The sequence below is a fragment of the Paraburkholderia sp. BL9I2N2 genome (genome assembly GCF_004339745.1).
Classification (GTDB): domain Bacteria; phylum Pseudomonadota; class Gammaproteobacteria; order Burkholderiales; family Burkholderiaceae; genus Paraburkholderia.
Window position 1 is genome coordinate 245,494 of the sequence record NZ_SMGP01000001.1, and the last position, 11,984, is coordinate 257,477.

11 protein-coding genes are annotated in these 11,984 nt (G+C 65.1%); 7 read left to right on the forward strand and 4 right to left on the reverse strand.

What is annotated here, in order from left to right; all coding sequences use genetic code 11:
- Positions 1-50: 50 nt before the first annotated feature.
- Together B0G74_RS01135 and dacB are read right to left on the reverse strand one after the other, a co-directional pair.
- Positions 51-1,013, reverse strand: a complete 963-nt coding sequence (locus B0G74_RS01135; RefSeq protein WP_132373258.1) for a sterol desaturase family protein — start codon at positions 1,011-1,013, stop codon at positions 51-53.
- A gap of 187 nt (positions 1,014-1,200) precedes the next feature.
- Positions 1,201-2,871: a D-alanyl-D-alanine carboxypeptidase/D-alanyl-D-alanine-endopeptidase gene (dacB, locus tag B0G74_RS01140; protein ID WP_132373260.1), complete on the reverse strand. Its 1,671-nt coding sequence runs from the start codon at positions 2,869-2,871 to the stop codon at positions 1,201-1,203.
- Positions 2,872-3,092: 221 nt separating this feature from the next.
- Here dacB and B0G74_RS01145 point away from each other — a divergent pair, with 221 nt between their 5' ends.
- The 6 genes from B0G74_RS01145 to B0G74_RS01170 all read left to right on the forward strand — a co-directional run bounded on the left by B0G74_RS01145 (position 3,093) and on the right by B0G74_RS01170 (position 8,873).
- Positions 3,093-3,755 carry a response regulator gene (locus B0G74_RS01145; protein WP_132373262.1) on the forward strand — a complete coding sequence of 221 codons (663 nt, stop codon included), beginning with the start codon at positions 3,093-3,095 and terminating at the stop codon, positions 3,753-3,755.
- Between the two features lie 4 nt (positions 3,756-3,759).
- Entirely contained in the window at positions 3,760-5,061 is a 1,302-nt protein-coding gene (locus B0G74_RS01150; RefSeq protein WP_132373264.1) for an ATP-binding protein, read from the forward strand.
- Between the two features lie 156 nt (positions 5,062-5,217).
- Positions 5,218-6,738 (forward strand): DegQ family serine endoprotease, encoded by a 1,521-nt coding sequence (locus tag B0G74_RS01155; protein ID WP_132373266.1) that lies wholly within the window; start codon positions 5,218-5,220, stop codon positions 6,736-6,738.
- Positions 6,739-7,039: 301 nt separating this feature from the next.
- The gene (locus B0G74_RS01160; protein ID WP_132373268.1) at positions 7,040-7,534 is read left to right on the forward strand and encodes a carboxypeptidase-like regulatory domain-containing protein; all 495 of its coding nucleotides are present in this window, start codon (positions 7,040-7,042) and stop codon (positions 7,532-7,534) included.
- Between the two features lie 151 nt (positions 7,535-7,685).
- A complete protein-coding gene (locus B0G74_RS01165) occupies positions 7,686-8,078 on the forward strand; it encodes a DUF427 domain-containing protein (RefSeq protein ID WP_132373270.1) in 393 nt (130 codons plus the stop codon).
- A 33-nt stretch (positions 8,079-8,111) separates the two neighbouring features.
- A complete protein-coding gene (locus tag B0G74_RS01170) occupies positions 8,112-8,873 on the forward strand; it encodes an SRPBCC domain-containing protein (RefSeq protein ID WP_132373272.1) in 762 nt (253 codons plus the stop codon).
- A 130-nt stretch (positions 8,874-9,003) separates the two neighbouring features.
- On the opposite strand, the gene B0G74_RS01175 is transcribed toward B0G74_RS01170, so the two are convergent.
- The gene (locus B0G74_RS01175) at positions 9,004-10,005 is read right to left on the reverse strand and encodes a helix-turn-helix domain-containing protein (protein ID WP_132373274.1); all 1,002 of its coding nucleotides are present in this window, start codon (positions 10,003-10,005) and stop codon (positions 9,004-9,006) included.
- A gap of 167 nt (positions 10,006-10,172) precedes the next feature.
- On the opposite strand from B0G74_RS01175, the gene B0G74_RS01180 reads away from it, so the two are divergent.
- The gene (locus B0G74_RS01180; RefSeq protein WP_132373276.1) at positions 10,173-10,805 is read left to right on the forward strand and encodes a cysteine hydrolase family protein; all 633 of its coding nucleotides are present in this window, start codon (positions 10,173-10,175) and stop codon (positions 10,803-10,805) included.
- Positions 10,806-10,942: 137 nt separating this feature from the next.
- Here B0G74_RS01180 and B0G74_RS01185 read toward each other — a convergent pair whose 3' ends face one another.
- Positions 10,943-11,602 (reverse strand): TetR family transcriptional regulator, encoded by a 660-nt coding sequence (locus B0G74_RS01185; RefSeq protein ID WP_132376812.1) that lies wholly within the window; start codon positions 11,600-11,602, stop codon positions 10,943-10,945.
- Between the last annotated feature and the right edge of the window lie 382 nt (positions 11,603-11,984).

Sequence of the window (11,984 nt, forward strand, 5' to 3'; positions counted from 1 at the left end):
GCAGGCAGCGCCCACCGCTTGAGCGGCGTGACGACAGCTTACAGAATCTTCTACGGCCTGCGTGGTGTTTGAAACGCGGCCGTATGGTCTTGCTTCACGCGAGTCGCCTCGCCTGAATTTTCACTTGAATCCACGCGCGATACCGATGAAACGGCGGCGCGCCGCGCGTGATAATCCGCAGCCCATGCGGGCGGCGCAAACAGCGCGCGCAGCTTGTCGCGCCAGCCGCGCACGCTCGCGAAGTCGACGGCCATCGACGCCCATTCGTGAAACGTCGCCTTCAGCGGGTTGTAAGTGTGAAGCGGCTCGACGATGCCGTAGACCGGCGCATCGCGCGGATCTTCGTCGACGTAGCTGCCGAACAGGCGATCCCAGATCACCAGCACGCCGGCATAGTTGCGGTCGATATAGCGGTCGTTGCGCGCGTGATGCACGCGATGGATCGACGGTGTGTTGAACACGTATTCGAGCCAGCCGAGTTTGCCGATGGCTTGCGTATGCACGAAAAACTGAAAGCCGAGATTCATCAGCACGATCGCGACGATCTGCGTCGGCGGAAAACCGAGCACGGCAAGCGGCGTCCAGAAGAGCCACATGCCCGCGATCGGATACATCAGGCTCTGGCGGAACGCGGTCGAAAAATTCATGCGCTCCGACGAGTGATGCACGACATGCGCGGCCCACAGCCAGCGCACGCGATGACTGCAACGATGGAACACGTAGTAGAGCAGATCCTGAGCGACAAACAGCACGACGAACGAGACCCAGCTCGCCTGCCATGTGTAGACGCGATAGTGATCGTAGAAAAACGCGTAGACAGGGATGATGGCGAGCCACGCGAGCTTGTCGGCGGCTTGCTGCATCAGTGCGAGCGCGGCGTTGCAGAGCGTGTCGCGCCAGCTATAGAGTTGCGCGCCCGGCTGCGTGCGCCGCAGGTGCCACGCCTCCCAGCCGATGCATGCGAGAAAGACTAGCGCCATGGCGAGCAGCAGCAATTCGGCATCGAATTGCATTGTGTCTTCCTCCGTGGTCCCTGGCCGCCGCGCTGTGCGCAGCGGGTGTTGTCGTTATTGTTCGAGCGGGACCGTAACCGATGCACGGCCCCGGCGCCACGTCCAGCGTTTTACGCGCGCCTCAAACACTGCCCGACAGCGTACACGCTTAGGACGTTGCCGCGCGCGGCTTCGCTAGAAGGAACACTCAGTGAGCGCCACGCTTGTGCGGGTTTTTCCTGGGCTTGCTGCTGCGCGGTTCGACGACGGGATCGGAAACCTTGGTGAAGCCCTGTGACGGCCCCTGATACACCCATTCGAGCAGCGCGTCGTGCGCGGCGCGCGCGGCTTCCGAATGCGGATCGTTGATCAGGCTGACGACCACGTAACTGTTACCGTCAGCCGAGGCCACATAGCCCGCGATCGCCCGCACATCGCGCAAGGTGCCGGTCTTGATGTGCGCATTGCCTCCCGCGCCCTGGTTGGTCAAGCGGTTGCGCATGGTGCCGTCGACGCCCGCGATCGGCAGCGACTCCACGAACACTTGCGCGACCGGACTCGCGTTGGCCCGCTGCAGCAGATCGGCGAGCGCGAGCGCGGTGACGTGCTCGTCGCGCGAGAGGCCCGAGCCATTGTCGAGCGTCAGATACTCCATGTCGATGCTGTCGCGGCGCAGAAACGCCTGGATTGCACGCGCTGATTTGGCGGTCGTCGCGGGCCCTTTTTCCTCGGCCGCCCCGATCGTCAGGAACAGATTGCGCGCCATCGTGTTGTTGCTGAACTTGTTGATGTCGCGAACGATGTCGGACAGCATCGGCCCCTGGTGCGTCGCCACCAGTTTGGCGCCGACGGGCACGGCGCCTTCGCGCGTCGCGCCGCTGAACGTCCCGCCGGTTTGCTGCCACAGCGCGAGAAAACCGCCCGCGAAAAACGCCGAGTGATCGAGCACCGCGACGTTGATCGTGCGCGGGCCGCAGCGCATCGAATAGTCGCCGTTGAACGAAGCCACGACGGTGCCGTTCGGCTGCGGCGTGACGGTCGGCGACACGGATGCCGCATCGCCGCGGCACGGGCCGTTCACCGCATGCATCTGGTTGTCGATCTGCAATTGCGCAAGCGCGGGCAACACATCGATCGCAACGCTGCCGTCCGGCGACGGCGTCAGCGTGAACGACAGCGATTTGAACGCGTACAGCAGCGGATCGGGGCCGACGTTGTACGGCGCGGTGGCGTCGTCGTCGAACGGCGGGAGGTCGCGCGTGGACGAATCGAAGTAGCGCTTGTCGAGCACCAGCGCGCCGTCGATACCGCTGATGCCCGCCTTGTGGATCTTCTGCACGAGGTCGATCAGTTCTTCCGGCACGAGCTTCGGATCGCCCGTGCCTTGAATGTAGAGATTGCCATGCAGCACGCCGTTGGTGTCGATGGTGCCGTCCGCGTAGGCGCTCGTGCGCCAGCGGTAGTCGGGGCCGAGTATCGACAGGCCCGAGTAGGTGGTGACGAGTTTCATCGTCGAGGCGGGCATCATCGGCTTGCCCGCGTTCAGTGCGAGGATCGGCGTGCGATCGCCGACTTTCTCCACGACCACGCTGATCGACGACAAGGGCACGTGCGCGCGCTGCAAGCCGACCATCACCGATTGCGGCAAGACAGTGGTGACGTTGACGCTCGGACGCGCGGCCTTGACGCGAGCCTGCGCGGCAAGCGGCAGCGACGCGCCGCAGCCGAGCGCGGCGCAAGCGAGCAGCCAGGCGCTCGCGCGCGGCGCGAACCGGCGCGATAGACGAGTGGTGGAAGCAGTCAAAGCAGAAGCGGAGCGCGGACGTAGGGCGACAGTGTTGAAGCGGCGTGCGAGAGAAGACAGAAAAGCGTGCGTCATGGACGGGCGAAAAAGCAAAATGTCAGGGCGTGGGGCACGCGGCAATCCCGGCGGCGCCGAAGGATCGCGTTGGCGCGCGGACAAAAATACCGGCCGCGCGAAGCAAAGCGCCCATTGTAGAGAGTTGCCGCCAGGCTGCGGTGGAAAATGCGCCACGCGGCGCGCATGGCGGGGGCGGGCGCTAGAATGCGGCATCATCGAACGATTCGGAACGGATAACCATGCGCATCTTGCTAGTCGAAGACGACCGGATGATCGCCGAAGGCGTGCGCAAGGCACTGCGCGGCGAAGGCTTCGCGGTCGACTGGGTGGAAGACGGGGAAGCCGCGCTCAGCGCGGCGGGCAGCCAGCCTTACGATCTCGTGCTGCTCGACCTGGGCCTGCCCAAACGCGACGGTCTCGACGTGCTGCGCACGCTGCGCGCGCGCGGCCATGCGCTGCCGGTGCTGATCGTGACCGCGCGCGACGCTGTGGCGGATCGCGTCAAAGGCCTCGACGCCGGCGCCGACGATTACCTGGTCAAACCTTTCGATCTCGACGAACTCGGCGCCCGCATGCGCGCACTGATCCGGCGTCAGTCGGGGCGCAGCGATTCGACCATCCGCCACGGCAACCTGACGCTCGATCCCGCGTCACATCAGGTGACGCTCGACGGCGCGCCGGTCGCGTTGTCGGCGCGTGAATTCGCGCTGCTCGAGGCGTTGCTCGCGCGGCCTGGCGCCGTGCTCTCGAAGAGCCAGCTCGAAGAAAAAATGTACGGCTGGGGCGAGGAGATCGGCAGCAATACCGTCGAGGTCTACATTCACGCGCTGCGCAAGAAACTCGGCGCGGACCTGATCCGCAACGTGCGCGGTCTGGGCTACATGATCGCGAAGGACGCCTGAGCCGATGCGTTCGATTCGCCGTCAATTGCTGGTCTGGCTGCTGGCGCTGGTGCTGCTCGGCGTCGGCATCGCGGGTTGGCTCATCTACCGGCAAGCGCTTGCCGAAGCCAACGAACTCTTCGATTACCAGTTGGAGCAGATCGCCGCCGCGCTGCCGTCGGAACCGTTCTCGCAAGTGCTCGGTTCGCGCGACACCGGCGACGAAGGCATCGTGCTGCAGATCTGGAATCGCAACGGCGTGCTGATGTACTACTCGCGTCCGCGTGCGCCGCTCGCGCCGCGCGCCGAACTCGGCTTTTCGACCGAGCACACGGAGCGCGGCGAGTGGCGCGTGTATGGCGCGATCGTCGGCGATAACGTGGTGCAGCTGGCGCAGCCGGTTTCCGTGCGCAACCGGCTCGCGGCAAATGTCGCGCTGCGTACGCTGTGGCCGTTGATCGTGCTGCTGCCGTTGCTGGGACTCGCGGTGTGGGTGGTTATCGGCCGCGGACTCAGGCCATTGCGGCGCGTGACCAGCGCGCTCGACGCGCGTCACCCCGAGGCGCTCGATCCGTTGCCGGACCAGCGTCTGCCGCTCGAAGTGCAGCCGCTCGTGCGCGCGCTGAACGGTCTGCTCGAAAGACTCGCGACCGCGCTCGATATTCAGAAAGCATTTGTCGCCGACGCCGCGCATGAATTGCGTACGCCGCTCGCCGCCGTGCAGATTCAGGCGCAACTGGTGGCGCGCGCGAAGGACGACGCCGGCCGCAGCGAAGCGCTCGCCGATCTGCAAGCCGGCGTGACGCGCGCCACGCGTCTTGCCGAACAACTGTTGGCGCTCGCGCGTTCCGAACCGGACGGCCTCGCCGCCACCAACGCGATCGATCTGCGCGCGCTGCTGCAGGAGTGCGTGGTGGCTTACGCGCCGCTTGCGCTGAATCGCGGCGTCGATCTCGGCATCGAGGCGACCGAATCCGCCACCGTGATCGGCGATGCCGACGCGTTGCGCGTGATGTTCAACAATCTGGTGGATAACGCGACCAAATACACGCCACGCGGCGGACGCGTGGATGTCCGCCTGCATGTCGAAGAGGGCCACCCGGTCGTGCGGATCGCCGACAGCGGACCGGGGATCGAGCCGGCCGAACGCGATCGCGTGTTCGACCGTTTCTATCGCGCGGGTGCCGGCGCGAATCGCGTGCGTACCGACGTGGCGGGCAGCGGTCTGGGTCTGGCGATCGTGCGTCGCATCGCCGTGCAGCATCATGCTGCCGTGTCGCTCGACGAATCACCCGCAGGTGGCTTGCAGGTCACCGTGCGTTTCTGAAGGCAACGGGTTCTGTTCGTAAAGAGGCTTAAACGAGGCTTAAACAGGCCTCAAAATCAGGATGAAAGCGATCTGTCGCTGCTTAAGACTCTTTTAAGCGATGCCACGTACGCTTCGAGACATCCAAAGTCTCTTTCTCCCAGTCAGGAGTACACGATGAACGCGAAAACCTTGTCCCGCAGCGCTGTTGCCGTAGCCGTCGCTGTAGCGCTTTCCGCCGGCTATGTGGCGGGGCATCGCGACGTGCCCGCGCCGCAGGTGATCTCGCCGGCGCAGGCCGCGATGATGCCCGCTGAAGCCGCCGCCAAAACCGGCATTCCCGATTTCTCCGGCCTCGTCGAAACCTACGGGCCGGCTGTCGTCAACATCAGCGCGAAGCACGTCGTCAAGCAGACGGCGCTGCGCGGCAATCCCGGCAATGGCAACGGCGGCGGCAATCAGTTGCCGATCGATCCGAGCGATCCGTTCTACCAGTTCTACAAGCACTTCTTCGGCGGCATGCCGGGCATGCAAGGCGGCGGCGACGGCGGCGATGCGCCCGATCAGCCGAGCGCGAGCCTGGGCTCGGGATTCATCGTCAGCAATGACGGTTACATCCTGACCAATGCGCACGTGGTGGACGGCGCCAACGTCGTCACCGTGAAGCTGACCGACAAGCGCGAATTCCGCGCGAAGGTGGTCGGCGCCGACAAGCAGTCCGACGTTGCCGTGCTGAAGATCGACGCAAGCAATCTGCCGACCGTGAAGATCGGCGATCCGCGCCAGAGCAAGGTCGGCCAGTGGGTCGTCGCGATCGGCTCGCCTTACGGTTTCGACAACACGGTGACCTCAGGCATCATCAGCGCGAAGTCGCGCTCGCTGCCTAACGAAAACTACACGCCGTTCATTCAGACCGACGTACCGGTGAACCCTGGCAATTCGGGTGGACCACTGTTCAATCTGCAAGGCGAAGTGATCGGTATCAATTCGATGATCTATTCGCAGACTGGCGGCTTCCAGGGCCTTTCGTTCGCCATCCCGATCAATGAGGCGATCAAGGTCAAGGACGACATCGTCAAGACCGGCCACGTGAGCCGCGGCCGACTCGGCGTGGCGGTGCAGGGCATGAATCAGACGCTCGCCAATTCGTTCGGCATGCAGAAGCCGCAAGGCGCGCTGGTCAGCTCGGTCGATCCGGGCGGCCCGGCGGCCAAGGGCGGTTTGCAGCCGGGCGACGTGATCCTGTCGGTGAACGGCGAACCGGTCGGCGACTCGTCCGATCTGCCGTCGCAGGTCGCGGGTCTGGCGCCGGGCACTTCGGCGACCGTGCAGGTCTGGCGCGACAAGGCCACCAAGGACCTGAAGGTGACCATCGGCTCGTTGTCGGATGCGAAGGTCGCCTCGGACAAGGCCGATCAGCCGGCCCAGATGCAAGGCCGGCTCGGCGTGGCGGTGCGGCCGCTGACGCCGGAAGAGAAGAGCGGCGCGTCGGTCTCGCATGGTCTTCTGGTGCAGCAATCGGGCGGCGCGGCGGAAAGCGCCGGCATCCAGCCCGGCGACGTGATTCTCGCGGTCAACGGCCGGCCCATTTCGAGCGTCGATCAACTGAAGCAGGTGATCGCCAGTGCCGGCAACAGCATCGCGTTGCTGATCCAGCGTGACAACGCGCAGATCTTCGTGCCGGTCGATCTCGGCTGATGTACCGCGCGGGCTGGATGGCCCGATCGCTCGTCCGGCTGGCAGTTTGACCGACGCTCCGCTCATCCGCCCGCGAATTGAAGTAATGCTTGCCGGTCCGTTGCAGTTACTGCCAGCGGATCGGCAATTTTCATTTGGATCCTGGCATCGAAGTAAGGCGCTGCGCGCCACCCGGTGCGGCGCGCGGCGGTTTCCAGATGACACGGCCGGCAGCTTGGCACGCAGGTTGCGTCTGCCCTGATCCGGGCCCATCGCGGGATCCCGGGGAAGCAGGGATAAGACCTCAACAAGGAGCAAACCGATGAAAACCCAACGCAATCAGCGAAGGATCGTAGCCGCTGCGGTTGCCGCAGCGCTCACGCTCGGTCTGGCGGGTGGCGCGTATGCACAGGCGAGCGATACGACCGGCGGCACGACCACCGATGAAACCAGCGCGGGCAACGCCAATGGCGGCGGCCTGCCGCAAATCCAGCAGCAGGGCGACGTTTCGTTCGTGTCGGGCGGCGTCGGTCTCGACGAATCGAAGGCATTGCAGCAGGCGCAAAGCCAGTGGCCGCTGTCGCTGCGCTTCACGGGGCCGGGTTCCGACTTTCTCGCCGACGTTCACGTGCGCGTGGTCGATGCGCACAACGGCGAAGTGCTGAGCACCACGTCGCGTGGGCCGTACATGCTGGTCAGACTCCGGCCGGGCCGCTATACGGTCCATGCGCAATACAAGGATCGCGACCAGTCCAAACCGGTGACGATCCCGGCCAAGGGCACCGCCAAGACCGCGTTCTACTGGAACACCCAATAAGCGCGACGCCGTTCTGCGCGGCGATGTGGTCAGCGCCGCACGCCGTGCAGGAAGGCCGCGCACTCGGCCGGACTTTGGTCGATAATGAAGCCACGGGCGCACCCCGTGGCTTTACTGTTTGCACGACCGCACACCATCACGGAGCCGAGACATGAGCGATGCCTTGACACCTCACGGGAGCCCCGGCGCGAGCGCGGGCGGGCACACCATCGCGATCACCGGCAACAATCACCGGGTGCGCGTGATCCACGGCGGCGTGACCATGGCCGATACGCAGGCGGGGCTGACACTGTCGGAAACCGGTCTGCCGGACGTGTTCTATTTCCCGCGTTCGGACGTAAACATGGCCCGGCTCGAACGCTCGACGCACAGCTCGCACTGTCCGTTCAAAGGCGACGCGTCGTACTTCCATCTGCGCACGGAAGACGGCCTGATCGAGAACGCCGTGTGGAGTTACGAAACGCCGCTCGAGTCGGCGATGAAGATCAAAGGGTATCTCGCGTTTTACGCATCGCGCGTCGACCGCATCGATCAGACGTCTTGATCCCGCTGTCGCGCGTTCATCGGGGAGGCTGCCATGGAACTGAACGACGCGTTACGGATTCCGCTTGCGCCGTCCGACGTCTGGGACGCGTTGCAAGACCTTGCGCTACTGCGCGCCAGCCTCGACAACTGCGAGTCGTTCACACGCTTTGCGCACGGCGAATACGAACTGATCATGACCGTGCCGCTCGGCCCGCTGCGCGCGCGCTACCAGGCGCGTGCCCACGTGGCCGGCCAGGATTCCGGGCCCGCGGACGCGCAGCGCCGCACCATCAACTTCAAAGCCCGGGCCGAAGGCATCGGCGCATTACGCGGCCAGATCGAAGTGCGCTTGCGCGCGGACGAAAGCACGCACGGCGCCGACCGGGAGCGCGGCACGCGGATCGATTACACGATCTGGGCGACCTCCTCCGGCCCGCTCGCCGAACTGCCGACGCGGCAACTCGAAAACGCGCTGCATCAACTGGCCGACGACTTTTTCACCGAGTTCGACGCCGTCGTGCGCGCCAAGCATGGGCAAGGTCCGAATCGCGCGCGGGGTTCGGCGGTGCGCCGCCAGCATGTGTTTTTGCGGCCTATCACGCTCGGCAGCATGGCGCGGCGCGTGCGGTCGGATCACGGCAATGCGCTGCCTGGGCGTGCGGCCAGCGCGGCGCACGGAAGCGCACATGGTGTGTCGCACGGGGTCCCGCATCACGAGCCCAGTCCGCACGCGGTCCCGAACTGGGCCTGGGCCGCGATGATCTTTCTGGTCGCGCTGCTGTTGTATGTGGCGCGCTGGCTTAGCGAGCATTGATTTTCGAGCTTGCCGTAGTTGTGGCGCGCGCGGTGGGTTGCGCCGCTGTCGCGCCGATGCGACTACGAAATCCCGGTGGCTTGCTACGAAACGTCGTCGGCCGAGTAGCGTTGCAGTCGCGCACTCGCACTCACGCGCCGCGAAACTCCCTTCTCCATGCCGACGGCGACGTGCGGAACGCCTCCGCGAAATGTTGCCGTAAAGAAGCGGTCGAGCCAAAGCCCGCAATCCCCGCGATCGCTTCCACCGACTCGTCAGTGCTCTCCAGCAATTGCTGCGCGCGAGCGAGCCGCTGCGCCAGCAGCCATGCGCCGACGGTAGTGCCGGTGGCGAGTCGGAAGCGACGCGTGAAGGTGCGGCGGCTCATCAGCGCGCGGCCGGCCAGCGTGTCGAGCGAATGCGGCAACGCCAGATTGCCGCTCACCCAATCGAGCAGGCTCGAAAGCCGGTCGCCGCGCACGTTCGGCGGCATTGGCTGCTGAACGTATTGCGCCTGATTGCCTTGTCGATGCGGCGGCACGACCAGCCTGCGCGCCACGTGATTCGCGACGTCAGCGCCGCACATCTTGCGCATCACATGCAGGCAGCAGTCGAGGCCGGCGGCGGTGCCGGCCGAGGTCAGCACGTTGCCGTCGTCGACATACAGCACGTTGGGGTCTAGGCGCACGCGTGGGTAGCGGTGCGCGAAGTCGTCGGCCCACGCCCAGTGCGTCGACGCCGGACGGCCGTCGAGGATGCCGGCGGCCGCGAGTACGAACGCGCCCAGGCAAAGCCCGACCAGTTGCGCGCCGCGGGCATGGGCGGCGCGCAGCGCGTCGAGCAGCGCGGCCGGCGGCGTTTCGGCCGGGTCGCGCCAGCTCGGCACGATGATCGTGTCGGCGTCGGCGAGCGCTTCGAGTCCATGCGTGACGGCGATCGAAAAGCCGGCGGTCGTAGTGAGCGCGCCCGTTTCGGCGGCGCAGACGCGGAAGTCGAAGCCCGGCACGCCGCCGCCGCTGCGGTCCTCACCGAACACCACGCACGGTACCGAAAGATGGAACGGACTGATGCGGTCGAACGCGACCACCGCGACAACGTGGCGGGCCGGTTCGCCGCGTGCCGCGGCAGAGGAAGCGGAAGCGGGCGTGGCCATCGATCACCTCGTGAAATCCGTCGATGGCCCGATTCTAGCGAATCTTGTCATTCGGGTCGCTGTCGTGAAGTGGGCCGTGGAGGAACAATGCAATCATCGTCGCTGCTCTGCCGAGTCCAAACCGGAACCGTCCGCGCGGCCCCTTTACCCGACCGAGGAGTCTTGCCATGACCACACCGCGCCGCGCGCTGATCGTCATCGATGTGCAGAGCGAATACGTGACCGGTGATCTGCCGATCGAATACCCCGACGTGCACAGCTCGCTCGCCAACATCGGCCGCGCGATGGATGCGGCTCGGGCCGCCGGCGTGCCGGTGGTGGTCGTGCAGAACTTCGCGCCGGCCAGCTCGCCGTTGTTCGCGCGTGGCAGCAGCGCGGCGGACCTGCATCCGGTGGTGGGCGAGCGGGCTCGCGATCATTACGTGGAGAAGTCGCTGCCAAGCGCTTTCACCGGCACCGATCTGGCCGATTGGCTCGCCGCGCGCCAGATCGACACGCTGACCGTGACCGGTTACATGACCCACAACTGCGACGCGTCGACCATCAACCACGCGGTTCACTCGGGGCTTGCCGTCGAATTCCTGCACGACGCGACGGGTTCGGTGCCGTATGAGAACAGCGCGGGTTTTGCCAGCGCGCAGGACATCCACCGGGTGTTCAGCGTGGTGCTGCAATCGCGCTTCGCGGCAGTGGCGAGCACGGACGAGTGGATCGCGGCGGTGCACAGCGGAGCGCCGCTGGAGCGCGGCAATATCTACGCGTCGAACCAGAAGGCGCGAGCCACGCGGGCCGCGGCGTAAAAACGTCGTGGGCGGCGGCCGTTTCGAGCGGCTGCTATGTAAGGATGCGGCACCACGCCGCTGCGCATGAAACGAAGGCGGCCGGGTTGCTCACCCGACCGCCTTTTTTGCATAGGCCCCGTGCGCCAGACAGATAACTAACCGCCGCCCGTCCGCTGTGCATGCCCGTTGCGCAACGCCGGGCTCAGCTTCAGCGCGTCGAACATCCCTTCGACCATCTGCACGGCATGGGCGCCGAAATCCGTGGCGTCGGGCAGAAACAGCATGTCGCGCAGCGAGCCGCTGACAAACGCATGCACCATCGCCGCGGCCAGCTTCGTATCCAGATCCACGGGCAGTTGCCCCTTGGAGATGGCGTTGCGCAGACCCCCCTCGATTTTCTTGAGCCCTTCGCGCATGTTGGTCTGATAGCGGACCATCACCGGGCCCATTTCCTCGACCAGCTCGCATTTCAGAAACAGGATGTCGAACACCCGCCGGCGACGCGGGTCATTGGCGGTGTCGCGCAGACAGACCGTGCAGATTTCCATCAGACGCCCAAGCGGATCGGGCTCATTGGGATCTTGCGAAGCGGCTTTGAGTTCGTCCAGCGGCAAAAGTACGCGGTCGAACATTTCCGTGAACAGATCGCTCTTATGTGCGAAGTGCCAGTAGATGGCACCGCGTGTGACGCCGGCGGCCTGCGCGATGTCGGCAAGCGACGTGCGCGATACGCCTTTCTCGAAGAAAACCCGTTCGGCCGCGTCGAGAATGCTGTTGCGCGTCTCCTGCGCCTCTTCTTTGGTTCTTCTGACCATGTTGGAATGACCTGCCCTGATTGTGGGGTTTTCCCGAGCGTTTTTAAGTACGCCCGATGACAATCCGTCTCCCGTTGAGCGAATTGTGAAGCGTTCTTGCAAGCCCCCCGCCAGCAAGAGATATAAACGCACTTTTACATGCATTCGTGAATGTATATATAATAGCATCCCACGATCGGATAGCCCAAGCCGTGACGAAACGTTAATATCCGTCACTGTTGCCTTTCAAAACGCTCTTCGCGCCGTGCCCAGACGGGCGGCGCCGTGCGGCATTTCCCCCGTATGGCGCATTTCGCTCAGGATGCCCTGCAGGTTCGGTGTGCTTCCGCGGGTGTCCGGTCAAGCGTCGCAAGACGCATGTGTGCGCTGTCGTCCCCGGGGT

Coding starts and splice junctions, on each gene's coding strand:
- B0G74_RS01135 (WP_132373258.1), bottom strand. CDS start 1,013: ATGCAATTCGATGCCGAATTGCTGCTGCTCGCCATGGCGCTAGTCTTT.
- dacB (WP_132373260.1), bottom strand. CDS start 2,871: ATGACGCACGCTTTTCTGTCTTCTCTCGCACGCCGCTTCAACACTGTC.
- B0G74_RS01145 (WP_132373262.1), top strand. CDS start 3,093: ATGCGCATCTTGCTAGTCGAAGACGACCGGATGATCGCCGAAGGCGTG.
- B0G74_RS01150 (WP_132373264.1), top strand. CDS start 3,760: ATGCGTTCGATTCGCCGTCAATTGCTGGTCTGGCTGCTGGCGCTGGTG.
- B0G74_RS01155 (WP_132373266.1), top strand. CDS start 5,218: ATGAACGCGAAAACCTTGTCCCGCAGCGCTGTTGCCGTAGCCGTCGCT.
- B0G74_RS01160 (WP_132373268.1), top strand. CDS start 7,040: ATGAAAACCCAACGCAATCAGCGAAGGATCGTAGCCGCTGCGGTTGCC.
- B0G74_RS01165 (WP_132373270.1), top strand. CDS start 7,686: ATGAGCGATGCCTTGACACCTCACGGGAGCCCCGGCGCGAGCGCGGGC.
- B0G74_RS01170 (WP_132373272.1), top strand. CDS start 8,112: ATGGAACTGAACGACGCGTTACGGATTCCGCTTGCGCCGTCCGACGTC.
- B0G74_RS01175 (WP_132373274.1), bottom strand. CDS start 10,005: ATGGCCACGCCCGCTTCCGCTTCCTCTGCCGCGGCACGCGGCGAACCG.
- B0G74_RS01180 (WP_132373276.1), top strand. CDS start 10,173: ATGACCACACCGCGCCGCGCGCTGATCGTCATCGATGTGCAGAGCGAA.
- B0G74_RS01185 (WP_132376812.1), bottom strand. CDS start 11,602: ATGGTCAGAAGAACCAAAGAAGAGGCGCAGGAGACGCGCAACAGCATT.